Here is a 24742-nt window from a genome sequence, read left to right on the forward strand (position 1 = left end):
AGGGACGTGGTTCTGATGATGCCCCTCACATGATTTGCTTTGCGAACCACTGCCGGGCGGCGGAGGTCAGTTCAGTTGCTGACTTCTGTCAAGCACGCCTATGCGAAGGGCACAACGGACTTACATCGAACCAGCATCATGTTGGCAACCGCAGCGCTGACCATGAACCGAAGCATGGACGCGAAAGACTTCAGCCCAAGGCGGAGACGGTAAGCAGGGTGGCAAGAAAAAAGGTCAAAGTCACCGCCTCGGTGGATCAGTCATTCTGCACAAAACCGCTTGACCGGAGCGGCCCCTTTCGAAGTCCAGAGCCTGAAGCGCAGGCCTGTGGCAAGCCCAGGTCGCAGTCGCGGGTTGTGTCATTCAAAATGAAGATTAGGTACCACCTGCGAGCGAAGAAGGAAGCGCTATGGCCGAATGGGTCGACCTAAGTTTTGATCTCAACCCCGAGATGTGGATTTATTCAGCTGTCAATTATTCCGATCCGCCGTTTGGCGCGATGAAATGGACCGACTCTGAAACCAGCCGCTACGAGGTTTGGGCGCTGTCGATGGGCACGCAAATGGGCACCCATATGGATGCCCCGTGCCATTTCGTACCGGGTGCGGCCACCATGGATGCTTTTGACCCACAACTTTGCGTTGGCCGGTTTCGCAGAGTGGATGTAGCACGGCCCAAGACGGATATGACGCCTGAAGATTGGGTGGGGGTCACCCATTTGCTATTGGACGCACGGACAGATCACCTGACAACGGTCGAGGTGATCGAGGCGCTGCTGGCGCTGCCGGTGCCGATCTGGGTGATGGCAGGTGGTGTTCGGGTCGATCACCCGGATGACTTGTGGTTCCATCAGCGCATCGCTGAGGCGGGCAAGTTTCTGGTCGAAGATCTAAATTCAGATGATGCAGGTGTATTGCCGGATGAAGGCGAGATCGTTGCGACGCCCCTGAAACTCACGGGACTGAGCGGTTCGCCTACTCGGGTTCTGATCCGCGGAAACTCGTAACCGAGGCCAGGCAAATGCACGACACCAGCCGAAGGGTCATCTGGTGTTACTCGGAAGAAAATGTCGAGTTTGCCGCCTGCTCAAGTATTGCGCTTCTGCGCTTCGGGTTTCGACGAGTGCAAGCCAAATTTGCAACGCGCGGCGTCGCCGGGGATCAGCATGTTGTCGCCATCGCGTTGATTGCCCTCTCACCGTGAGCGGCCACCAACTGTTTGCGAAAACTCCGTCAGATTTCCCAGTTGGGTTTGCCAAACATTCGGCTGAACTTGGGCTGGTTTTTTTGGGGGGATAGTTGAACTGACCTGAAAACCAGGCTTCGACACCCTGGTTGCTGACGATTTTCAGGAATTTCTGATCGACCCTAAGCGTGGCTTGCATCTGAAATCGGTTGGCGTCTTCCAATGAGATATTCATGTTGATGGCCGCCACTGTCAAACACACTGCTCCAACAACAAAGACCCCGCCTAAGCGGGGCTCTTGCGTGGTTCTTTGCCTACGCCAGTTACTTAGGGGCGTAGTTCATTCTCATCGAGGGGGCATTGTCGCCGGAGTATTCGAACGCAGCCTCTTCATACGTCGGAACACCGGTTGCGCCCGCGTTGTTGGAATAGCCCCAGCCTTCTTCGGGAACGGGGCCTTTCATTTCCATCTGCCCATTGTCGTTGGCATCGTGGTGCAGCATGATCGCATAGGTGCCAGCTTCGAGGCCGGGAAGAGTGCCGGTCACTGTGCCTTCGGCGGCCGGGATTTTCACATAGCTCACCATCTTGGCGAACATGTTATTTTCGAACGCGCGTTGGTCGTTGAACGCCAAAACGTGGATCGCACCACCGGATGCATTGACGCCGTCGATGGTCACCTCCATGTCGGCCAGGGCGGCTGTTGTCGGCAAGGCCAATGCGAACAGCGCGCCGCTCAGGATAGGTGTCAGTTTCATAGTCTTTTCCTCACTTGCTATGTTGAACGGGTCTGGGATCAGAACCCGTATGGGTTCACACCAACCAACTGAGAGATGTCGAAGTAGATGCCGAACAACCTCCACGCGAGGTCCTGAACCACGTAGTAGGCTCCTAGAAAGAACCACATCACGGTGACGGTCCAGAACAGGGGCGGGTTCTCGCGAACAGTCACGATTTCCCCGATAAAGGCCTCACCCGCGATGAACGAAGTGTAGGCCCACCACAGGAACAGCGATCCCCAGACCCAGAAATGGCCAAAAAGCGTCGCCAGAATGAGCGCGACAACGGTCAGCCAAGTGACCGGGTGGTTGGTTAGGTATTTCATTGAATTCCCTTACTTCTTCAGCATCGGCGCGATGGCCTTCTTGAATTTTTCGCCAAAGGGCGCGCGCAGCGGCTTGAACGGGCCGTCCATATTGATCTGCTTGTAGACGGCCTTTTCATGACTGAAGAGTTTGAAGCCGTGATGCCCGTGGTAGGCGCCCATGCCCGAGGGGCCGACGCCGCCAAAGGGCAGGCTCTGCTGCGTGGAATGCATGATTGTGTCGTTGATGCAGGCACCGCCCGAGGTGGTGTTGCCCAGAACCTTGTCCTGCTCGCCCGCGTCTTTTGAAAAGACATACAAGGCCAGCGGACGGGGGCGGGCGTTCACAAAGGTTATGGCTTGTTCGACCGTGTCATAGGGGATGACCGGCAGGATCGGGCCAAATATCTCGTCGGTCATCACGTCCAGTTCGGGCGACGGATCAACGATGATCGTGGGCGGCATGACCTTTTCATTCGACCCATCAAAGCTCTCGTTTGCCGGGTTCACCTCGATCACTTCGGCACCTTTGTCGCGCGCCTGTTGCACCAGCGCCTTGAGGCGGGCGTGCTGGCTGTCAGACACGATATGCGTGTAGTCCGTGTTACCCTGCAGGGTCGGGTAAGCGGCGGCCATCTTGTTTTTGACTTGATCCACAAAGTCACCGACCTTGGCGCGGGGTACCAGGGCGTAGTCGGGCGCCAGGCAGACCTGGCCTGCGTTGAACAGTTTGCCAGCCGTGATGCGCGAGGTGGCGACATCCATGTCGGCATTGTCGGTCACGATGGCGGGCGACTTGCCGCCCAGTTCCAATGTCACCGGCACCAAGTTGTCTGCCGCTGCATGCAGGATGTGCTTACCGATCGAGGTCGCGCCAGTGAATAGCATATGATCAAACGGCAACTTGGTGAAATTGACACCGGTCTCCACGCCACCAGTGACGACCACTGCTTCAGTAGGTGGGAACTTTTCTTCGATCAATTGTTTCATCAAGGTTGACGTGGCTGGGGTGAACTCGGACGGTTTCAGCATGACCGAGTTGCCTGCGGCGAACGCCTCGCCCATTGGGCCGATCGCTAGATAAATGGGGAAGTTCCACGGGGAAACGATCCCAATGACACCCAACGGTTGGTACTGGATCCGGGCCTTGCCACCGAACAATCTCAGCGGGAAATCAACCTTTGCCTTGGTCGGTTTCATCCACTGCGCCAGGTGCGACTTGGCGTGTTTGAGCTCGCTCAGCGTGCCACCGATATCGGCAATTAGCGTTTCGGCTTTGCTACGGTTGCCAAAGTCGGCAGACACGGCGTTACACAGGGCGTTCTGATTGTCGGCAATCAGATCGATCAGACGGGTGATACGATCGATCCGTTCGTCCAGCGAGGGGGCTCCGGTATTCAGGAAATTTGAACGCTGCGCTTCGAGCAGACTCAGCATGTCTGCATCCAGAATTGGGTCATGCTTGGACATTTAGGTCTCCCTTTGGGATCTTTTGACGATGTTCAGACAGAGTCGGCACCGCAAATGGAACTCGTTAGTTGTTCGCGCTGGCTTTTGTGTTCAACATCTCCTCAAATTGTTTTTTGTCAATATTGTAAAACAAAAGAAAGGCGATGGACGCTGCGTAGATTACAACGGTGAGCAGCGCATAGTTCAGGCCAAGGCTGCTGATGATCGCTGGTGTGAGGTTGCTCTGATCGGGTGCAGACGGAAAGCCCACGAAGGCCAGGAACATCCCCGAAACGGCCAGACCACCGGCAGTGCCTGCTTTGAGGATGAAGGTGATCGATGCTGTAATGATCCCCTCGTTCTGGAAACCAGATTTATTCAGACCAACTTCGACCACATCTGCTGTCATCGACGAGAGCACCGACGAAGCCCAAACAATCAGTCCCACCTGAAGGATGCCGTGCACAAACAAGACATAGATCAGGGCATCCGTGCCGTTGGCCGGAAACACATCCAACCAACGCAGCAGATAGGGGCCAGCGCCAACGATGGTCGACAGGATTGACAGGTTGATCGCAGTCGCCTTTTTGTTATCGCGTTTCGACACAAGTTTGATCGAGAAACCTGCGAGCAGCGCGCCAACTAGGTTGGCCACCAAAATCAGCGAGATCTGATCGTTGCTGAGTTCCCAGTAAAAACTCATCAAATACGTCCACAAGGCCGCCCCGACGCCCGCCCCGATGGCATAGGTTGCTGAAGACAGGAATACGGCCCGCAACGCAGGCAACCCGGCGGCCGAAGCGAACTGACGGAAAAAACCGCCCGCGCTTTTGGTGGGCTCATGGGCAATTTCAGTCATCTGCCCTTTGTAGGAAAGCAGGCCTAAGGCGGAAATCAGGATGGCACCTGCGATGAGAAATGCGCTGACAAGTCCGGCCTCTTGATAACCTGCCTGATTGAGGATGCCATACGGCATAAAATCAGTCGGCACGAGCCAGATGGTATACATGGCAATCACGATGATCTGCCCGGCAATCCACGTTACCGATACCTTGTGCCCAGACAGCAACGTGCGCGCGTTATAGTCACTGGTCAGTTCGGGAAGCATGGCGTTGTGGGGAACGTCATACAGCGTCATCGACAAGCGAAGGCCAATGGTAGTCAGCAGCAGGAACCAGAACAGTTGATCATCGGTGGTTAGGGATGCAGGCGGGTTCCAGATCAGCCAGAACAGAAATGCGGTCGGCACAATTGACAGAAAAATAAACGGATGCCGCTTGCCCAGTCGTGATTTCCAGTTGTCGGACAGGTAGCCCACCACCGGATCCGAAATGGCGTCAAACACCAATGCAATAGAAAGAGCAAAACCCACAACTTCGGCCGGAAGACCGATCACAAGGTTATAGTAAATGAGCAGAAAGAAGCTGAGCCCGTTTGAAAATACGCCGTTGGCGACACCGCCCAACCCGTAGAACAGTTGCATCTTGCCGGACACATTGGCGGTTTGGGTTATCATTTTCTTTCCTCTTTGGTCCTGCTCGCAGGAATTTTCTCACAGTTGATCTTATTTATTTAGTGATCGTTCAGTAATTTCAGTTTACACATAGGTTGAATTGTTTGTCAAAGATGATTATTTGTCATTAATGATGATTAATTACTGAAGACCCGCGCCAGATGAAAAGAGAGGAGATTCTCGTGACTTTAGATTGCTCTATGCCAGAACGCGCCACCCAGATTCTGCCGCCTGAGGCCTATACCTCGCAGGAGTGGTTCGACCGCGAGATGAAGGAATTGTTCGCCAAAACCTGGGGATTCGCTGGTTTGGTCAAGGATGTCGCCAACCCCGGCGACTATATGACCGCGCAGGTAGGGACTTTTACTCTCTTCGTAATTCGGGGCTCGGACGGCGAACTGCGCGCGTTCCACAACATTTGCCGCCACCGCGGGACCGAGCTGGTTGATCGCGGCTGTGGCAACAAAGGCAAGACCATCGTTTGCCCCTATCACCGCTGGACCTTTGGTCTGGAGGGTGCGTTGCGCGGGGTACCGGATCAAAAGGCGCTTTTCCCGGACTTCAACAAAGAGAAGAACGGCCTGCACCGCGCGTCAGTGGGTGAATTCAAAGGCCTGGTTTTTGTCAGCCCTGAACCTGATCTGAGCTTTGACGGTTATCTGAGCACCATCCCCGAAGTGGCCTGGCCGCATGACCTGAACAGCCCCGAATTGGTTCAGGCCCAAGAGAAGATCATCTATGAGATGGAGTGCAACTGGAAGGTTTTCTTCGAGAACGCCATCGACGGCTATCACCTGCTGTATCTGCACGAACACACGTTGGGTGGCCCTCACCCGGAAAAGAACGTCTGGGAGCCGCACGGCGACCATCAGGTTTGGTATTCGACCGAGAATGAGAACATCAAAAGCCGCATCCCGCAGTTTGTTGCCGAACAGTTGCAAAAGATGCGGCTCAAACCGCTCGTACATGCGGGAGAGCATGGTTATGGCGGTGTCTATGCGATGTTCCCGACGACGCTGGTGGTGACGTCGCCGTATTCGTTCTCGATCTCGATCATGCATCCAACCGGCCCGAATACGACACGCTTGGAAGTCTTGAGCTGGATGCCCAAAGGCCGCTTGAAGGCGATGGGTGGGCTTAAGCACATCCCCGGTTATGACAAGACGTCCGGCACTATAAAATCTTCGCATTGGAAGGTTCATCCGCTGGAAACCGGTGATTTCCAGACCGAGGACGTCTATGTCGCCGAGAAGATGCAACGGTCTCTGAAATCACCCAGATATGCCGTGGCACAACTGGCCAGTGGGCCGGGGGCGGAATCGCCGTTGACCTATTTCCAGCAGTGTGTGCGCACCTACGTTCCTGAAGAATAAGGCGCGCTTGTCGCGACGAGCAAAGACAGGCTGGATCATGGTTGGTCCGGCCTGTTTCCATTCGGGTCAATATAATCACGCCCCGTGTTGCGCTCTAGTATCGGGGTTCAAGTGATGCGATGCTCGGAAATAACCACCGCGCCATCGCGAGATTTCACTGAGTGGCGTGTTCGGTTTTGCGGTGTGTACAGATCTCGATGATCTCACGCTTTTGAATCTTTCCGGTCGGTCCTTTTGGCAAGCTATCCCAGATCTCGATGTTTTTGGGTATCTTGAAGTTGGCGATCTTGCCACGGCAGAATTCACGCAGCTCTTCGCTGCTTGCAGTGTGGCCGTCGATCAGGGTCACTGTCGCGTGGATACGGTCGCCCCATTTGGGGTCGGGCAGACCAAAGACGCTGACCTCGTTCACGGCCTCATGTTCGGCCAGGCAGTTTTCGATCTCGACCGGGAAGATGTTGTACCCGCCCGACTTGATGCGGAATTTGGCCCGATCCATCAGATAGACATAGCCTAGGGTATCCTGCGAAGCGATGTCGCCGGTATAGAGCCACCCGTCGCGCACAGTCTCGGTGTATTTCACGTCCTGGTTCCAGTAGCCGGGGATCACATAAGGCGTGCGGATCAACAGCTCTCCGGCCTCGCCCTGCGGCAGGTCGTTGCCCTCGTCATCGATGATCCGGGTTTCAACAAAATAGAGTGGGCGGCCTGCGCTGGCGAGGCAATCGTGATCTGCGTTTAAAGCCAGATCATGGTCGGTCGCCGTCAGCATCATCGACATGCCCATCAGTTCCGTTGTGCCGTACATTTGCAGGAACGAACAGCCAAAGGCCTGCACCGCCTCGCGCACGGTGGCAGGCGGGATCGGGGCCGATCCATAGCCAAGCTGGCGCATTGACGAGACATCATACCTCTCAATCAGACCTGAGCTTAGCAGACTGTTGAGCATGGTTGGCACAAGTACGCAGATCGAGCATTTCTCGCGTTCGATCAGGTGTAAGGCGCGTTCAGCATCCCATTCGCCGATAATGGCGCAGGTGTTGCCATGAAAGACATTACGCAGCAGGTGCAGGATCGGCACGCCCGAAGCGGGCATCGCGTGCAGCCAGACATCATCGGGTGTGGCCCCTTCGGACAGGGCAATGGCGGCCATGGATTCGATCATCTGGCGATGCGGATAAATCGCGCCTTTGGGCAGGCCGGTCGATCCGGTGGTGTAGCAGATCATCAAGCGCTCGTGCTGGGACAGGCTAAATGGTTCCTCAGCCGCGCCTTCGGTGATCAACGTCTCATAGTCGTCGGGCAGATCGTGGCCGTCACCGATCCCGATCAGACACGGCTGTCGGGCCGAATGGGCCAGGGCTTCTTTGGCGCCCTGTACGAGGTCCGCCTGGACAAAGATTTGATCCACACCTGCGTCGTCGATCAGCGCACCCAGTTCAGGCGGGGCAAGGCGATAGTTCAACCCGACCCGAACCGCCCCTGCCTTGGCGCAGGCCACGATTGTTTCGACGACTTCGATGCTGTCCTTCAAGATCACGCCGATCCGGTCACCGGGGCGAACACCCCAACGACGCAAAACGCGACCAAGCGCATCTGAGCGCCGATCCAATTCTCGCCAAGTGCAACGGCGGTCGACCTCAACATAAGCCTCGCGGTTGCCAAAGTTGCGGGCGTTCCGGTTTATCAATTCGCCTAGCGTTAGCATGTTTGTCCGTGCAATTCCGATATCTCGCATTTAGAATTTAGTGAACGTTCGATACATAAATTGAGCGACGCACTGTATTTGTCAATTTCTTTTTTTGAGACTGCCCGCGCCTTTGCTTAGCGTCATGCAATGCAACGCTTTTCGCCGACCGGAATGTCGCTATGATCTGATAAAAGGGGCAAATCCGCCCCGGAGACTACGCTCGTGATCGAACTTCGAGACCTGGAATTGCTGAGCGCTCTGGCGCGGCATCGACATTTTGCTAAGGCGGCGGAGGACTGTGGGATTTCGCAGCCCGCATTTTCCATGCGCATTCGCAATCTGGAAGACCGATTGGGCGTCTCCATCGTCAAGCGTGCCAACCGGTTTCAGGGCCTGACCGAAGAGGGCGAGATGATTGTTCGTCGCGCCCGCCGCATTCTGTTGGACACCAAGGCGCTGGAACAAGAGGTGCTGGCAGTCAAGGGCGAGATCACTGGCACGCTTGTGCTTGGTGTAATCCCTACGGCCTTGGCGTTCACCGGGCGGCTGATTAGGCGACTGCATCAGGCACATCCAAAGATCGTGCCACGTATCGATTCCATGTCGTCAGCCACGATTCAGACGCGGTTGGACGAGGGCACGATTGATGCCGGCGTCACCTATGGCGATAGCATCGGCACTGACCTGCGTTCCGTGCAGCCATTGTACGAGGAAACTTATGTCCTGCTCATACCCGAGCACATGACCAGCGAAACAGGACCCATCCCCTGGGCGCGCGTGGCCGAGTTTCCCTTGTCGATGCTTGAGCCACAGATGCAGAACCGGCGCATTCTGGATCGCATCTTTGCCGAACTTGGCCTGCATCCTCAAGTGGTTGCGGAAAGTAGCGGGTTTACCGCTTCGATGGTGATGGCGCGCGAAGGGCTGGCGGCCACGGTGGTGCCGCGTGTTCTGGTGCGGGCGCTGGGCACTCTCAAAGGCACGCGGGTCTTGCCGTTGATTGAGCCAGACGTCAGCAAACCCATCTGCTTGGCGACGCTGACGCGCGACCCTGAATTGCCAACGGTTGCCGCACTAAGGCGGGTTGTGACGTCTTTGCGGTGATAAGGTGTCGTTATCGTGCGATTGCCTTTTGCGATTTGACGATATGCTTTTCTGATGAGAGACGGAGCGTCTATCGGAGGGCATCATGGCACCATTAGATACCAAGCCATCAAACGCAACCAAGGGCGTTTGGAAGTCAGGTAAGGGCAAAGGGCGGCACACGCCCAAAGGCCGTCAGTTCACGGACGAGGCGCAGGCCGAGATTGCGCGCCTGTTGGGCGATCGACCGCGCCGCCGGGATTTGTTGATTGAATTTCTGCATCTAATTCAGGATGCCCATGGCCACATCAGCGCCGACCACATCGCCGCCTTGGCGGTTGAGATGCGTCTGGGGCAGGCCGAGATCTATGAGACTGCGACCTTCTACGCCCACTTCGATGTTGTGAAGGAAGAGGACACACCGCCGCCTGCGCTGACCATCCGCGTCTGCGACTCGCTGTCATGTGAAATGGCCGGTGCTGCACAGCTGCAAAAGGCGCTCGAAGATGGCCTTGATCCTAATCAGGTACGTGTCCTCCGCGCGCCCTGCATGGGTCGTTGTGACACTGCTCCGGTGCTGGAAATCGGTCACAACCACATCGACCATGCCACACCTGAAAAGGTGCAGGCGGCGATTGCGGCAGATGACACCCATGCCCATGTTCCCGATTACGAAACCTACGACGCTTATGCGGCTGAAGGCGGCTATGCCAAGTTGAAAGAGCTGCGCGAAAGCGGTGACTGGGAGCAAGTGCAGGAAACCGTACTGACCTCGGGCCTGCGTGGTCTGGGTGGTGCAGGCTTCCCGTCGGGCAAGAAATGGGGCTTCGTTCGCATGAACGAGGGGACGCGTTATCTGGCCGTGAACGGTGATGAGGGCGAGCCAGGCACGTTCAAGGACCGTTACTATCTGGAACGCACGCCGCATATCTTCCTTGAGGGGATGCTGATCGCCGCATGGGCGGTCGAAGCGGAAACCTGCTTTATCTACATGCGCGATGAGTACCCAGCAGTGCTGAACATCCTCGCGACTGAAATCGCCGCGCTGGAAGCGGCTGGGATCGTTGAACCGGGTTACATCGACCTGCGGCGCGGTGCCGGTGCGTATATCTGCGGCGAAGAATCCGCGATGATCGAATCCATCGAGGGTAAAAAGGGCCTGCCGCGCCACCGTCCGCCGTTTGTGGCACAGGTCGGCGTGTTCAACCGTCCCACGCTGGTTCATAACGTCGAGACGCTTTATTGGGTTTCCAAGATCTGCCGCGAGGGGCCGCAGATCCTGAATTCTGTTGAAAAGAATGGCCGCAAGGGTCTGCGCAGCTACTCAGTCTCGGGCCGCGTTGCGAACCCGGGTGTGTTCCTGCTGCCCGCAGGGTCGACCATTCTTGACGTGATTGATGCGGCGGGGGGTATGGCCGATGGCCATGCATTCAAGGCGTATCAACCGGGCGGGCCGTCGTCGGGCCTTCTCCCCTCTAGCTTCGATGATGTCCCGCTCGACTTTGACACGCTGCAACCGCTTGGCACCTTTATCGGCTCGGCCGCGGTTGTGGTTCTGTCCGATCAGGACACTGCCCGCGATGCGGCCCTAAACATGCTTCGGTTCTTCGAGGATGAAAGCTGTGGTCAGTGCACGCCCTGTCGGGCGGGCTGCGAAAAGGCGGTGAAGTTGATGCAGGCCGACAAGTGGGATCAGGACCTGCTCGAGGAACTGTGCCAGGTCATGGGCGATGCCTCGATCTGTGGTCTGGGGCAGGCGGCGCCGAACCCGATCCGTCTGGTCATGAAACACTTTGCTGAAGAAATCTGAGGGAGACTAGAGCCATGCTTGATGCAAGCCCAACCCAGACTGTCACCTTCAACCTGAACGGCGAAGATGTCACCGTGCCCGAGGGCTGGACCATCTGGGAAGCCGCCAAGGGGCAGGGGTTCACCATTCCGCACCTGTGCCACAAACCGCAGCCGGGCTATCGCCCCGACGGCAACTGCCGCGCCTGTATGGTCGAGGTCGAAGGCGAGCGCACGCTTGTCGCCTCGTGCATCCGCCCCGTGTCTGAGGGGATGGTGGTCAAGAGCGACAGTGATCGTGCCGAGAAATCGCGAGCCCTGGTCATGGAGCTGCTAGTTGCCGACCAGCCCGAAGAAGCACACGACACATCCAGCCACTTCTGGGACATGGCCAAGCTGAACGATGTCAGCGATAGCCGCTTCCCCGCCAAAGAGCCGGAGAAAATCCCGTTGCTGGATGACAGCCACGTCGCGATGCGCGTCAATCTGGATGCCTGCATCAACTGCAACCTCTGCGTCCGTGCTTGCCGCGAAGTGCAGGTGAACGATGTGATCGGCATGGCCGGTCGTGGTCACACCGCCGAGATCGTGTTTGATCAGAACGATCCCATGGGCGCATCAAGCTGTGTGGCCTGTGGCGAATGCGTTCAGGCCTGCCCAACCGGCGCACTGATGCCTGCAACTGTACTGGATGACAAACAGCAGGGTGACAGCAAGGATTTTGATAGCGAAACCGAAAGCGTCTGCCCGTTCTGCGGCGTGGGCTGCAAGGTCTCGCTCAAGGTCAAGGACGGCAAGATCAAATATGTCGAGGGTATCAACGGCCCTGCAAACGAAGGACGTCTGTGCGTCAAAGGCCGCTTTGGGTTTGACTACATCCACCACCCCCACCGCCTGACCAAGCCGCTGATCCGGCGCGACGATGCACCGGCCAAGGGGCTGAACGTCGATCCGGGCGATCTGTCGACCCATTTCCGCGAAGCCTCGTGGGAAGAGGCGATGGACCTGGCCGCGACCAAGCTCAAAGCGCTGCGCGAAGAAGATCCGCGTTCGGTTGCGGGCTTTGGTTCGGCCAAATGCACCAATGAAGAGGCTTACCTTTTCCAGAAGTTCATCCGTCAGGGCTTCCGCCACAACAACGTCGACCACTGCACCCGTCTGTGCCATGCGTCCTCCGTTGCGGCGCTGATCGAAAACGTGGGTTCGGGCGCTGTGACCGCGACCTTCAACGAGATCGAAAATGCGGATGTGGCGATCATCATTGGGTCGAACCCGATCGAAAACCATCCCGTCGCGGCGACCTATTTCAAGCAGTTCGCCAAACGCGGCGGCAAGCTGATCGTGATGGATCCGCGCGGAGTCGGCATGCGCAAGTTTGCGGATGAGATGCTGCAATTCCGCCCCGGCGCGGATGTCTCGATGCTCAACGCGATCATGAACGTGATTGTCGAAGAAGAGTTGTATGACAGCCAGTACATCCATCGCTGGACCGAAAACTGGGAAGCCGAAAAAGAGCATCTGCGCGCCTTTGCACCCGAGGCGATGGCGCCGATCTGCGGCATCGAACCAGATCAGCTGCGCCGCGTCGCCCGCATCTTTGCAGGGGCCGAGGCTGGGCTGATCTTCTGGGGTATGGGCATCAGTCAGCACATCCACGGCACCGACAATTCGCGTTGCCTGATTTCGCTGGCCCTGATGACCGGCAACGTTGGTAAACCGGGCGCTGGTCTGCACCCGCTGCGCGGTCAGAACAACGTGCAGGGGGCATCAGACGCAGGTCTGATCCCGATGTTCTTGCCGGATTATCAGTCGGTGATGGACGATAGCATTCGTGCCAAGTTCAACAGTGTCTGGAATGATGATCGTGATTTTTCAAACGAGAAAGGTCTGACAGTCACCGAGATCATCGACCAGGCCTATGCGGGTAACATCAAGGGTATGTACATCCAGGGCGAAAACCCGGCGATGTCCGACCCCGACGCGGGCCACGCGCGCGAAGCACTGGCGAAGCTGGAGCTGATGATCGTTCAGGATATTTTCCTGACCGAGACGGCGAACTATGCCGACATCATCCTTCCCGCCTCGGCGCTGTATGAAAAGAACGGCACAGTGTCGAACACCAACCGTCAGGTGCAGCGTGTGCGTCCTGCCGTGACCCCACCGGGTGAGGCGCGAGAGGATTGGGCGATCACCGTCGAGCTCGGCCAGCGTATCGGGTTGAACTGGGATTACACGGATGTGTCGCAGGTGTTCAACGAGATGAAGCAGACGATGGGTTCGCTCGACAACATTACCTGGGAGCGTCTGGAGACCGAGACGATCACGTATCCCTCGCTTAGCGAGACCGACCCGGGTCAGGCGATTGTGTTTGGTGACGGTTTCCCGCGTCCCGAAGGCCGGGCCAAATTCACGCCCGCCAGCGTCATCCCGCCGGATGAAGCGCCGGACGAAGAATACCCGATGATCGCCACAACGGGGCGTCAGCTGGAGCATTGGCACACCGGGTCAATGACGCGCCGGTCGCTGGTTCTGGATGCGGTGGAGCCCGAGGCCAACTGTTCGATGAACCCACGCACCCTGAAGCTGATGGGCGTTGAGCCGGGTGAGATGGTGCGCCTGACCACCCGTCGCGGCTCCATCGACATCATGGTGCGGGCCGACCGGGCGATCGCCGAGGACATGGTGTTCATCCCGTTCGCCTATGTCGAGGCGGCAGCGAACATCCTGACCAACCCGGCCATCGACCCCTATGGCAAGATCCCCGAGTTCAAGTTCTCGGCGATCCGTGTCGAAAAGATCGAAGACGCCATCGCGGCGGAATAAGTGACGGTGCAGGCGGTCCAACAGGGCCGCCTGCACCCCTAGACATATGCGGTTTCGTTGATTTGACAGCCTGATCGTGTCTATAGTCCTCTGGTATCGTTAGGAAACTGGAGGCTTCTCATGAACAGTTCCATTTCTGATGAGGCCCTGGCTCGGCTGCCCTTTTGGGTGACGCCACCAGGTGAGACAGACGGTTTCCTGATCGTCGTCGGTTGTGTGCTTGTGGCAGTCCTGCTGGGCTTTGGCGCGCTTTACTTCACGATACAGGCGATCCCGGACCGGATGGCGACCGGCACACACAAGGTGCAGATGCAGTTGGTTGGCGTGCTCGGGTTGATCTCGCTCTTCACGCTGAACAATGCTTTCTGGATCGCAGCCATTCTGATCGCGGCGGTGCCTTTGCACGAGATATTCCCGTCCCACCTCTCTGGAACAACGGCGGGGAACGACGATGCTTGAGCTTGTCTTCTCGGCCTTGATCACGATTGTGCCCGACTACCTCTATCGCCACTACAAACAGGGCAAGCGATGGGGACGTGAGATCACGTTGTTTAACGTTTGGTATGAACTGCGATGGGGTTTGACAGCTTGCGCTCTTCTGGCTGTAACTCTGATCACGGTGATATTCTATTTTCACCCGTCAACCCGCAATGTCTCGGCCGCATTCCGTACGGTGACCGTTCTGTCCGACCGCGCAGGCCGCGTGGCCGAAGTGTATGTGCAAAACAACGATGAATTGAAAGCAGGTGACCCGATCTTTCGCCTTGATACCACGCGGCAAGAGGCGGCAGTCGAAACTGCGCGACGCCGGATTGCCGAGATTGACGCGGCCCTTGATGTGATGGCGACCGATATCGCCGCGACCGAGGCTCGTTTGGCTGTTGCAAATGCCGATTTGAACCAAGCTAGCGATGATCTAAACCGCAGACAATCCCTGGCCGAGCGGAACAATGCAACGGTCAGCGAGCAAGAGTTGGAGCGCTTGCAAATTGCTGTGTCACGCGCCGAAAGCCAAAAGGCAGCCGCATTGGCTGCCTTGGATGGCGCAAAGCTCCGCCAGACCATCCTGTTACCGGCGCAACGCGAAAGTGCGCGGGCCGTGCTGCAAGAGGCCGAGAACGAGATCGCCAAATCAACGGTCTTTGCCGAGGTGGACGGAACGGTAAAGCAATTCCTGCTCAAACCGGGCGACATCGTGAACCCGATCCTGCGCCCGGCTGGCATCCTGGTTCCCAATGTCACGGGGCAAGGACGGTTTGTGGCGGCCTTTGGTCAGATTTCAGCGAGCGTGGTGAAACCGGGAATGCTGGTGGAAATGACCTGTGCCTCAAAACCTCTGACCATTATTCCGATGGTTGTTGATGGCGTGCAAAATGCCATTGCTGCTGGGCAATTCCGACCCGGGGACGCGTTGCTGGATCAACAGGACAGGGCAAGACCCGGCACGGTTACGGTTTTTCTGGCGCCGATCTTTCCCCAACACCTTGAAGACATCCCGCTAGGCAGCGCCTGCGTTGGCGTCGCCTATACCAGCCGCGCAAAAGAGATCGAAGTCGGAGAAATCACGGGTTTCCCGGCCTTCGTCGCCCGGATTGTTGATGGTATGGGTATCGCCAACGCAATTGTACTGCGTGCTCAGGCGATCCTGCTGCCAGTGAAAGCCTTGGTGTTTTCTTGACGCTGACTGCGATGATCTGGTTGACTGATTGCCAAGTGAAGTGGCCTAGCGATAGCGTAGCTCGTCAATAATTCGCCGCATGACACCCATGAATATTTCGCGTTCTTGTAGGGTGATGTCCTGCAACGCCCTTGAATTAACGTCAAATGCAACATCGAAAGCTTGATCTTTGATTGCGGTTGCCTTGTCCGTTAGCCAGATCAGTTGAACGCGGGCGTCCGCTTGACTTTTGGTGCGCTTGATCAGCCCGTCCCGTTCCATCCGATTAAGCGTGTTTGCAAGGGTTGCCTGCTCGACATCTATGTTTTCCAGCAGTTTCTTTTGCGAAACGCCATCCTTCTGCCAGAGCTCCAGCAGGATCGGGAATTGTCCCACAACAATCCCAAGTGGAGCGATCCCGAGCTGTAGTTCCCGGGCAAACAGGCGGGCCATGTGATTGATCAGATAACCTGCCGAGTCTTCTTTTATGAAATCCATGTTGAAAATTATCACTTGAATAGCAAGCTATTCAATATTAAATAGCTTGCTATGTAAATTTGAAAGGAATATGCCATGCCCCGTTTTGAAGAGTTGAATACAGTTGTGACCCTCACAAAGCAGATGGACACTGATGAAGGTCCGATTGTCTTGATCAATCTGTTTACCGTCGACGCATTAGATGAAGACGCTTTGCTCAAGGCATGGGCGCACGATGCGGATTTCATGAAGGCTCAACCAGGATACATCTCAACCCAGTTGCATCGCGGGATTGCAGGCAGTTCGACGTTTATGAACTACGCCGTGTGGCAGGACGTTAAGAGCTTCCGGGACACCTTTTGTCATCCCGAATTCCAACGGCGCATTGCCGACTACCCGTCAAGTGCTGTGGCGCGACCGCATCTGATGCGCAAGCTTGCCGTTGAAAATCAATGCGTTGCCTAAAGTTCAGCTGGGAGTAGTCGCATGTTGAAAGCAATCCACCCAATCGCGGGCGTCATAGCGTTCCTGACAATCCTGACATTCTGGACCTCTACCGTGTACAGCGAGGTGTTCGGTGCACCAGAGACAATTGTCGCCGTCAAATCGATGGTTCTGCGGGGTCTCATTGTTCTTATTCCAGCGATGGTCGTAGTAGGGGTCAGCGGTATGGCAATGGGGCGCCGCCGAAAGGATGCCCCGGCACTGGCCAAGAAAAGACGAATGCCGATCATTGCAGCCAATGGGTTGCTGGTTCTGGTTCCAGCGGCTGTGTATCTCAGCAACAAGGCCAGTGCAGGTGCTTTTGATACAGGGTTCTACACCGTGCAAATCATCGAGCTGATCGCAGGTGCGACCAATCTGCTCCTGATGGGGTTGAGCATCCGAGACGGTCGCTCCATGACTGCCCGCAAGCTGTTGATGGCAAAGTCCTAAAACTGAGCCGTTTCTATGATGCCCAACTTTGGATTTGCGCCGCTTTCTCTTTGAGCCACAGAACATCAAATCCCGCAAGGACCCGGTAGCCGCGTGTCTTTAGCCCTTTTGCCTGCTCTTCGTTCAGGGCGGCATTGCCAAGCGGGATGCCTGCGGTGTTGGCGGCAGTTTCGACACGAGCCAGGGCCGCGACGACCTCGGGGTGATCGAACTGGCCCATGCGACCCAGATCGGTGGACAGATCAAAGAGGGCGGGGACCAGCAGGTCGATGCCCGGCACAGCGCATATCGCTTCGATGTTTTCGACTGCGTCGCGGGTTTCGACCAGCAGACAGCAAACCAGTTGGTCCTCTATCTTTGACGGATATTCAGGCAGGGCAGTTTGCCAGCGGGAGTGGGCGATAAAAGGACCAAAACCACGGTTACCATTGGGCGGATAGCGCATGGCGGCGACGGCGTGTTCGGCGTCCTGTGCCGTGCGGACCAAGGGAAAGACCAATCCTTCTGCCCCCAAATCCAGTGCGCGTTTGGCTAAGGCCGTGTCGATCCGCGGCAGGCGGACCAGTGGCGCACACTCCGTGCCTTGGGTTGCCGCGATCATTGCGTGCGCTGTGCCGTGGTCGACGGCCCCATGCTCCATGTCGATGATCACCCCATCCGATCCGGCAGCCGCCATCGCCTGTGTGACCACCGCAGATGGGATCGTGGCGATATTCATCGTCATGCAATCTGTCGTGTTTTTCAGCCTGTCCTTGAAACGCGCCATTCAAATTGCTCCAATCAATTTCGGGCACCCTAACACGGATAAGGACAAACGGGGCGATCATGTTACGGTGCCACTAACCTTGTTCAGGAGCGCCCGTATGCCACGTCGATTTGTCGATCTGTCCGTCCCGCTGGAAATGGGCATCGTCTCGGACCCGCCCATCATGCAGCCCGAGATCGAGTATCTGAACCACCAACAGACTGCAGGGCAAGTCATGTCATTCTTCCCCGGCTTGACACGCGGCGATCTGCCAGGCGGCGAGGGCTGGGCCATTGAGCGATTACAGATTGCAACACATAACGGCACCCATCTGGACGCGCCCTATCACCACCATTCGACCATGAACAAAGGTGAGCGGGCGATCACAATTGATGAGGTGCCGCTGGAATGGTGCATGAACCCCGGCGTGAAACTGGACTTTCGCCATTTCGACGACGGCTATTTGGTGACGGCAGAGGATGTTGAGGCGGAGTTGATACGGATCGGGCATGAGTTGCGTCCGCTGGACATCGTCGTGGTCAACACATCTGCGGGCGGACATTACGGCCAGCCCGATTATCTGGTGAAAGGTTGCGGTATGGGGCGTGAGGCGACGCTTTATCTGACTGAACGGGGCGTACGGGTGACGGGTACCGACGCCTGGAGCTGGGACGCGCCGTTTCCGCTGACGGCGCAAGCCTACTCCAAATCAGGCGATGCCTCGATCATCTGGGAAGGGCATCGGGCGTCGATGGACATCGGCTATTGTCATATGGAAAAACTGTCGAACCTGGAGAACTTGCCGCCCAATGGTTTCGAAATCTCGTGCTTTCCGTTCAAGATCAAAGGGGCTTCGGCCGGTTTCATTCGGGCCGTGGCGATTTTCACAGAGTAAGTCTAAATCACGCCGATCTCGGCCAAAGCCCGGTTCAACTCGTCCGGAATTGGATCATCCTGAGTGCGCCCCTTGGGCAGATCGGGTGGTGTGTCTTCAGGTTTTAGGTAACGCCAGCCCTGAAAGGGGCGTTTAAGCGTGGTCTGCGTGCGGTGCAGTTCCGGGTCCAGTACGATGGCACAGCGGCGAATACCGTCTGATCCAATGACCTCGTCCATACGCAAGATTCTCTGACGGCATTGGATGACACCTTTGATGACCCAATAGATCGAACCGCCATTCAGGATTTCGACCTCGCGCTTGGGCCACATGCGTGTTACATGGCGGGGCAGCCCGTCGTCAGTCTGGGCAGCGCGGCTTTGATGCCAAACCTCGAGTGTTTCGGGCGACTCTGTCCCGACCGAGAGTTTGATGAGGTTTACGAATTTATCCACAGAACATCCCCAGAGTCGTCCTCAGACCACGGATGGATGAGTCTAGCGTCAAACTTGGTGAAGACAAGGTGTTGTGGTATGTTGGTGAAAAAACAATCCTCGCTACTAATTGTTGTGTTGTGATCTGTGCAAAAATTATTGTACCTCTCTTGCCGCTGCTGCCACCAAGGAATCAAAAAATGAGTCGCTTTGCCGCCCCCATCGCCGAGCAGATCTGGGATATGAAATACCGCTTTAAACAGGCGGATGGAACGCCCATCGATGTAACCGTGGAAGACAGCTGGCGGCGAATTGCACGCGATTTGGCCCGGGTCGAGACGGATCCGACGTATTGGGAAGAGCGGTTCTTTGAGGCTCTGGAGGATTTCAAATACCTGCCCGCTGGCCGGATTACGGCAGGCGCAGGTACCGCGCGTCAGGTGACCCTGTTCAACTGCTTTGTCATGGGCACGGTACCTGACAGCATGGGCGGCATCTTCGATATGCTGAAAGAGGCGGCTCTGACCATGCAACAGGGGGGGGGGATCGGGTACGATTTCTCGACCATCCGTCCGCGTGGGGCGGATGTGCACGGTGTCGCAGCTGATGCATCGGGCCCACTGTCGTTCATGGACGTTTGGGACGCCATGTGTCGGACGATCATGTCTGCCGGTTCGCGCCGAGGCGCAATGATGGCGACCATGCGTTGCGATCACCCTGACATTGAACATTTCATCACCGCCAAATCTGATCCCGCCCGCCTGCGCATGTTCAACATGTCGGTGCTGGTGACCGATCCTTTCATGGAAGCGGTCAAGGCAGACGGCCCATGGGAGCTGGTGTTCGGCGACAAGGTCTATCACACCGTGCAAGCGCGCGACCTGTGGAACAAGGTCATGCAGGCGACCTATGATTTTGCCGAACCGGGTGTGATCTTCATTGACCGGATCAACACCGCCAACAACCTCAGCTATGTGGAAACCATTGCCGCAACCAACCCCTGCGGCGAGCAGCCGTTGCCGCCTTATGGCGCCTGTTTGCTGGGATCGATCAACATGGCGCGTTTGGTCAAGAACCCGTTCGAAAAGGACGCGGAACTGGACCCCGAAGCGATGCAGGACCTGGTCGCCACAGCCGTGCGGATGATGGACAACGTGGTCGATGCCTCCAAGTTCCCGCTACCTGAACAAGCGGCCGAGGCCCAAGCCAAGCGCCGGATCGGTCTGGGCGTCACAGGTCTTGCTGATGCGCTGTTGATGTTGGGCCTGCGCTATGGCTCGAACGAGGCGGCGCGTCAGACCGAACGCTGGCTGCACGCGATCGCCCGCGCCGCGTATCTGGCGTCGGTGGATTTGGCGAAGGAAAAGGGGGCGTTCCCGCTGTTCGACGCCGAGAAATACCTGGCCAGTGGCACCATGCAAGCGATGGACGATGACGTGCGCGAGGCCATCCGCGAGCATGGCATCCGCAACGCCTTGCTGACCTCAATCGCGCCGACCGGCACCATCTCTCTTTATGCTGGCAACGTCAGCTCGGGCATCGAGCCGGTGTTCGCCTATGCCTATACCCGTAAGGTTTTGCAAAAAGATGGCTCGCGCACCGAAGAAGAGGTTGTGGATTACGCGGTACAGATGTGGCGCGACAAGTTTGGTGACACGGAGCTGCCCGACTATTTCGTTAACGCGCAGACCCTGGCTCCGACAGAACACGTCAAGATGCAGGCGGCGGCGCAGAAATGGATCGACAGTTCGATTTCAAAGACGATCAATTGCCCCGAGGATATTTCGTTCGACGACTTTAAAGGTGTCTACATGCAGGCCTGGGACCAGGGCTGTAAGGGCTGTACCACCTATCGCCCGAATGACGTAACCGGCTCTGTCCTGACTGTGTCCGAAAGTTCAGAGAAAGCGCCGGGCGAAAGTGCTGATGCCCCGCATGAGGTCGAAGGCGGCGATGTGATCTACATGTCCGAACCGCTGGATAGACCGCAGTCGCTGGAAGGGTCCACATACAAGCTGAAATGGCCCGATAGCGAGCACGCGATCTATCTGACCATCAACGACATCATTATCGGAGGCCGTCGCCGTCCGTTCGAGGTTTTCATCAATTCCAAGAACATGGAGCACTATGCCTGGACGCTGGCGCTGACCCGGATGATCTCGGCTGTGTTCCGTCGTGGCGGTGATGTGTCTTTTGTCGTTGAGGAGTTGAAAGCTGTGTTTGATCCTCGTGGCGGGGCGTGGGTGCAGGGTAAATACATCCCCTCGATTCTGGCGGCCATTGGCGGTGTAATCGAACAGCACATGGTTGCGATCGGATTCTTGGAAGGCGAAGGTATGGGATTAAAATCTGATCCCCAGGCGCAGGTGGTCAACACCGACACCAACCGCGGAAAAGCTTGCCCCAGCTGCGGACAATACGACCTAGTGATGATCGAAGGCTGTATGACGTGCCGCAGCTGCGGCCACTCCAAGTGTGGTTGAAATATTGATAACCTGGTTGTCTCTGTTTCAGGGTGCATAAAGAACCCATATGGGCGATTTCGTCGCCCATATGCCAAATGATTGTCGCCCACGGTTGCGTAACCTATTGAAATAAATCATTATAGTTAAATCTCGAAACCTGGCGCTTCGACGATAGAATGCAGCTGCCGGTTTTCTGGCGGCTATTGACCCACTGCATGAAACCTGGATCATGATGAGCATGGAATTGAACAAGCTCATACATGCCAACTACACCTGCTGACCAAGCAGCGACCTTCTCCCGAGCGGGCGATTGCTCGGAACGTTTCCCATCAAATGGAATACTGTCATGACGAGAATGACGGATCCACCTCTCGGGAATCTCTTCAGTTGATGGCCTCCACACGCATCCATTTCAAAGGTCGAATACGGCGCTGACTTGAAGACGTCACGTTGGAGAGTGCGGGGCAACAGAGCCGTTGCTGAGACTGCTCAGACTTTGGTCATGGTCACTCTGTATCCAACCCAAAAGAATTTTTTTGGAAAAAATGGTTTTGAGGTGCGAGATGCCTCACGAACTGGATGACAAGTTAAAGAAATTAGCCGCGTCTGCAAACTACTCACCCGCTGGCCTGAAAGACCTTTTTGAAGGCTGGGACATTGTGGATTTCATGATGGTCGAGGCAGCCAAGCTACGCCGTGAAGCACATAGAGCTCTCGCCTCGAATATGCCTGTGGCTCGCAAGGAAATGCGGCTCAAAGATGTTGAGAGAAAGCACAAGGAGATCATTGGCGCATTTTCTGAATGGCCGGGTGGTGCAGACTTTCATCACAAAAAGATGGAGGCGATGCGACGCCACCTTGCAGAATGATGATCTGGCCGTCGGCGTCAGTTGCTGCGGCTCTTTATCGTCCGCTTGTTGCGTCCGGATATCCAACTTGCCAAATGATTTAAAGGAAAAACGATGGGTGGTCTTGGTTCAGGCAGAAACGCGGCGATACTCACTACGACATTGGATGATCTGCCAAAATTCAATGTCGATCACTTCGCGCAGGTGCATGGCTTGGGAGTGATGCTTTGGCAAGACTATGAACTCTCATTTGGCGGCTCCATATCGGTCAGCGTCTTGACTGACGCTATTCGCTTCAGTTTCTTTGCGCCTACGTGGCGATATCCTTTTAATTCTGTTTTCTCAGCGCATCGCTTGGAGATGGTTCCCTGTACAAAAGGTGGTGTTAGAGGGCATCTCCAATGTGGAAACCTATCGCGTTCTAAAAGATGTGAGAGGATGTGCCGCGTTTTGTATTTCCTGGATGGGCAGCCAATGTGCAGACATTGCTGCGGCTTGCACTACCGATCTCAACAGAACGACCCTCTCGGTCCTGCCTTCGCCCGCCTACACCGCCTGAGGAGGCGTCTAGGTGCTTCTCCGGGCGCGGGAGCACTCGTGCCACCCAAGCCCAAGTTCATGCATCAGACGACCTATCTGCGCCTCTCAGCGCAAATTCTAGAGGCGTTTCGCTTTGTGGAAGCGCAAGAGCGCTCTCGTCAGAGGTCACTTATGAAATGGGCCAAGGCAATTGCCTCCAAAGCATCGCCGAAAAGCGCGGTCGGCCATGAAGACTAGCAGAGGTTGGCGGCAAGCGCACCGGGTGCGCCTGAAGTCAGTTTTTTTGCTATCCCATGTGGAACTGAAGGTCAGAAGGGCGGATTCCGGCCATTCTCTGCATCTGCGAACTGATCAAACCGCAACGTTGAATGCCGACATCCACATTCGCTCGAAACCGAGGTGTTCTCTGCACCGCCGCATGTCGGCAACGAGCCCTTACCAGCCGTTGGCCTGCGGCATGGGCGCTGCGGGCGCATTCGGCAGGTCGCAGCCCAAAGCAGACATGACCGATCTGCACGTCGGGCGCGGAGCAGACCTTCGCTGCGTTCCGCGCAAATGACTGACTTGTGAAATTCGAGAACTGTTGTTGATGAATTGGGTATAGGCTTACAAATAGTTCATCATCTTGCTCACCCAAAACAGAATCTCGGCAAGCGCGGCAATTGCGCCGGCATCCTCGGTTATGATTAAAGCCGATCCCGATGCGCCCAGTTGAACTGCCTCTAAAGGCACGTCACTTGGAATTTCCATGGTGATAATGAAACGCGTTCCGCCCCCGATTTCTCGCAAGGAAGGCAAGCCATTTCGTGGCGCAAAAACACCTTCCGCGCTGCCGAAGGGAATTGGCTTGATCGCGGCTTTGAATTCGGAACCGGGCAAAGTTCGCAGAGCGATGCGTATTTCGTCGCCGGCCGAGATGTTGGTTCGGCTTGATTGCGGTAATGACGCGACCAAGGCGCGGTCACCTTCTGTTGCAAAATTCACAGCGCCTCGCGTTGGCGCAACGCGATCCCCCACTCTCAAGTCCAGTGCCGTCACTTCGCCGTCCGCCGGGGCCCGGACGATGGTTTGATCAAGCGCCCATTGCGCTTTGGCAAGCTGCCCCCTGGCCTCAATGACACCGAAGTCGAGGTCATCGATTTTAGCTGCGATCCTTCTCTCCAAGCTGGCTTTTCGTGCTTGAGCGGCGCGGATGGCGGCCGTCAACTGATCGATGGTGGATACGGCCTCTTGCATTTGAAAGCCGGTGGATGCGCCGCGTTCCTCAAGGCGCACGATGTCGTCCCGGCGTTGAATGCCGAACTCCAATTGAGCCTTTAAGCGATCGATCTCAGCTATCGCGGCATCGAGATCTAGGGTGAGCTGATCTGCGGCTGACTTGGCAGATTCCAAAGTTGCTTCGGCTATGGCCAAGTCGGCTTCTTGGGGGGTGGCGTCGATTGTGAAGAGGACGGCGCCCTTTTGCACAGCAGTATTGGGTTTGACCTCGACACTTGTGATTGTACCACCAATATTGGGCCTGATTTCTACGACAGCGCCTTGAACCGAAATTGGGCCCGTTGGCGTGGTATGATTAAGCAGGCCTATAACAACCAAAGCAATGACCAGAGCAATCGCATAAACAACGCCTTTTGACAGCGCATTCCATGGCAGCAACCGCAGCTTTGAGAAGACCAGCCAAACCAGACCAAAATAGGCTCCGAGTACAATTAGCATTACCACCGTCCTCGATATTTTTGTTCGTCACCAGTGAAGCGGAGGCAGAACCACGTCTCGGC

The 24742-nt window shown here is 56.4% G+C and carries 22 protein-coding genes; 13 read left to right on the forward strand and 9 right to left on the reverse strand.

Features of this window, described 5'->3' with window-relative positions; genetic code table 11:
• The first annotated feature begins 409 nt into the window (after positions 1 to 409).
• Both G6R15_RS03395 and G6R15_RS03400 read left to right on the forward strand, forming a co-directional pair.
• Positions 410 to 1006, forward strand: a complete 597-nt coding sequence (locus G6R15_RS03395) for a cyclase family protein (RefSeq protein ID WP_164658377.1) — start codon at positions 410 to 412, stop codon at positions 1004 to 1006.
• A gap of 14 nt (positions 1007 to 1020) precedes the next feature.
• Complete coding sequence (locus G6R15_RS03400) at positions 1021 to 1203, forward strand: hypothetical protein (protein WP_164658378.1); 183 nt, start codon at positions 1021 to 1023, stop codon at positions 1201 to 1203.
• Between the two features lie 305 nt (positions 1204 to 1508).
• On the opposite strand, the gene G6R15_RS03405 is transcribed toward G6R15_RS03400, so the two are convergent.
• The 4 genes from G6R15_RS03405 to G6R15_RS03420 all read right to left on the reverse strand — a co-directional run bounded on the left by G6R15_RS03405 (position 1509) and on the right by G6R15_RS03420 (position 5234).
• Entirely contained in the window at positions 1509 to 1943 is a 435-nt protein-coding gene (locus tag G6R15_RS03405) for a DUF2141 domain-containing protein (protein WP_164658379.1), read from the reverse strand.
• 38 nt (positions 1944 to 1981) lie between these two features.
• Positions 1982 to 2290, reverse strand: coding sequence for a hypothetical protein (locus G6R15_RS03410; protein ID WP_164658380.1), 309 nt, complete (start codon positions 2288 to 2290; stop codon positions 1982 to 1984).
• A 9-nt stretch (positions 2291 to 2299) separates the two neighbouring features.
• Positions 2300 to 3739: a coniferyl aldehyde dehydrogenase gene (locus tag G6R15_RS03415; protein WP_164658381.1), complete on the reverse strand. Its 1440-nt coding sequence runs from the start codon at positions 3737 to 3739 to the stop codon at positions 2300 to 2302.
• A gap of 64 nt (positions 3740 to 3803) precedes the next feature.
• Complete coding sequence (locus G6R15_RS03420) at positions 3804 to 5234, reverse strand: MFS transporter (RefSeq protein WP_164658382.1); 1431 nt, start codon at positions 5232 to 5234, stop codon at positions 3804 to 3806.
• Between the two features lie 179 nt (positions 5235 to 5413).
• Between G6R15_RS03420 and G6R15_RS03425 the strand changes: the two genes are divergently transcribed.
• On the forward strand, positions 5414 to 6604 hold the full coding sequence (locus G6R15_RS03425; RefSeq protein ID WP_164658383.1) for an aromatic ring-hydroxylating dioxygenase subunit alpha: 1191 nt from the start codon (positions 5414 to 5416) through the stop codon (positions 6602 to 6604).
• Positions 6605 to 6758: 154 nt separating this feature from the next.
• Here G6R15_RS03425 and G6R15_RS03430 read toward each other — a convergent pair whose 3' ends face one another.
• Positions 6759 to 8312 (reverse strand): class I adenylate-forming enzyme family protein, encoded by a 1554-nt coding sequence (locus G6R15_RS03430; protein WP_164658384.1) that lies wholly within the window; start codon positions 8310 to 8312, stop codon positions 6759 to 6761.
• A gap of 204 nt (positions 8313 to 8516) precedes the next feature.
• Here G6R15_RS03430 and G6R15_RS03435 point away from each other — a divergent pair, with 204 nt between their 5' ends.
• From G6R15_RS03435 to G6R15_RS03455, 5 genes are all read left to right on the forward strand, one after another.
• Positions 8517 to 9398 (forward strand): LysR family transcriptional regulator, encoded by an 882-nt coding sequence (locus G6R15_RS03435; protein WP_164658385.1) that lies wholly within the window; start codon positions 8517 to 8519, stop codon positions 9396 to 9398.
• 85 nt (positions 9399 to 9483) lie between these two features.
• Positions 9484 to 11187 carry an NAD(P)H-dependent oxidoreductase subunit E gene (locus G6R15_RS03440; protein WP_164658386.1) on the forward strand — a complete coding sequence of 568 codons (1704 nt, stop codon included), beginning with the start codon at positions 9484 to 9486 and terminating at the stop codon, positions 11185 to 11187.
• A gap of 14 nt (positions 11188 to 11201) precedes the next feature.
• Entirely contained in the window at positions 11202 to 13988 is a 2787-nt protein-coding gene (fdhF, locus tag G6R15_RS03445) for a formate dehydrogenase subunit alpha (RefSeq protein ID WP_164658387.1), read from the forward strand.
• A gap of 120 nt (positions 13989 to 14108) precedes the next feature.
• Positions 14109 to 14447: a hypothetical protein gene (locus tag G6R15_RS03450; RefSeq protein WP_164658388.1), complete on the forward strand. Its 339-nt coding sequence runs from the start codon at positions 14109 to 14111 to the stop codon at positions 14445 to 14447.
• Complete coding sequence (locus tag G6R15_RS03455) at positions 14440 to 15666, forward strand: HlyD family secretion protein (RefSeq protein ID WP_164658389.1); 1227 nt, start codon at positions 14440 to 14442, stop codon at positions 15664 to 15666. The genes G6R15_RS03450 and G6R15_RS03455 overlap by 8 nt, the downstream gene beginning before the upstream one ends.
• Before the next feature lie 45 nt (positions 15667 to 15711).
• Here the strand turns inward: G6R15_RS03455 and G6R15_RS03460 are convergent, their stop codons facing one another.
• A complete protein-coding gene (locus G6R15_RS03460; RefSeq protein WP_164658390.1) occupies positions 15712 to 16143 on the reverse strand; it encodes a MarR family winged helix-turn-helix transcriptional regulator in 432 nt (143 codons plus the stop codon).
• Between the two features lie 75 nt (positions 16144 to 16218).
• Between G6R15_RS03460 and G6R15_RS03465 the strand changes: the two genes are divergently transcribed.
• Together G6R15_RS03465 and G6R15_RS03470 are read left to right on the forward strand one after the other, a co-directional pair.
• Positions 16219 to 16587, forward strand: a complete 369-nt coding sequence (locus G6R15_RS03465; protein WP_164658391.1) for an antibiotic biosynthesis monooxygenase — start codon at positions 16219 to 16221, stop codon at positions 16585 to 16587.
• A 21-nt stretch (positions 16588 to 16608) separates the two neighbouring features.
• Positions 16609 to 17058, forward strand: a complete 450-nt coding sequence (locus tag G6R15_RS03470) for a hypothetical protein (protein WP_164658392.1) — start codon at positions 16609 to 16611, stop codon at positions 17056 to 17058.
• A gap of 13 nt (positions 17059 to 17071) precedes the next feature.
• Here the strand turns inward: G6R15_RS03470 and G6R15_RS03475 are convergent, their stop codons facing one another.
• Positions 17072 to 17824 (reverse strand): HpcH/HpaI aldolase/citrate lyase family protein, encoded by a 753-nt coding sequence (locus G6R15_RS03475; protein WP_164658393.1) that lies wholly within the window; start codon positions 17822 to 17824, stop codon positions 17072 to 17074.
• Positions 17825 to 17921: 97 nt separating this feature from the next.
• On the opposite strand from G6R15_RS03475, the gene G6R15_RS03480 reads away from it, so the two are divergent.
• Positions 17922 to 18698 (forward strand): cyclase family protein, encoded by a 777-nt coding sequence (locus G6R15_RS03480; RefSeq protein ID WP_164658394.1) that lies wholly within the window; start codon positions 17922 to 17924, stop codon positions 18696 to 18698.
• A gap of 2 nt (positions 18699 to 18700) precedes the next feature.
• Here G6R15_RS03480 and G6R15_RS03485 read toward each other — a convergent pair whose 3' ends face one another.
• Positions 18701 to 19132: a DUF1489 family protein gene (locus tag G6R15_RS03485; protein ID WP_164658395.1), complete on the reverse strand. Its 432-nt coding sequence runs from the start codon at positions 19130 to 19132 to the stop codon at positions 18701 to 18703.
• A 179-nt stretch (positions 19133 to 19311) separates the two neighbouring features.
• Between G6R15_RS03485 and G6R15_RS03490 the strand changes: the two genes are divergently transcribed.
• A complete protein-coding gene (locus G6R15_RS03490) occupies positions 19312 to 21594 on the forward strand; it encodes an adenosylcobalamin-dependent ribonucleoside-diphosphate reductase (RefSeq protein ID WP_164658396.1) in 2283 nt (760 codons plus the stop codon).
• A gap of 545 nt (positions 21595 to 22139) precedes the next feature.
• Complete coding sequence (locus G6R15_RS03495) at positions 22140 to 22445, forward strand: hypothetical protein (protein ID WP_164658397.1); 306 nt, start codon at positions 22140 to 22142, stop codon at positions 22443 to 22445.
• A gap of 1125 nt (positions 22446 to 23570) precedes the next feature.
• On the opposite strand, the gene G6R15_RS03500 is transcribed toward G6R15_RS03495, so the two are convergent.
• On the reverse strand, positions 23571 to 24680 hold the full coding sequence (locus G6R15_RS03500) for an HlyD family secretion protein (protein ID WP_164658398.1): 1110 nt from the start codon (positions 24678 to 24680) through the stop codon (positions 23571 to 23573).
• Between the last annotated feature and the right edge of the window lie 62 nt (positions 24681 to 24742).

The sequence above is a fragment of the Tropicibacter sp. Alg240-R139 genome (assembly GCF_900537075.1).
Taxonomy (GTDB): Bacteria; Pseudomonadota; Alphaproteobacteria; order Rhodobacterales; family Rhodobacteraceae; genus Falsiruegeria.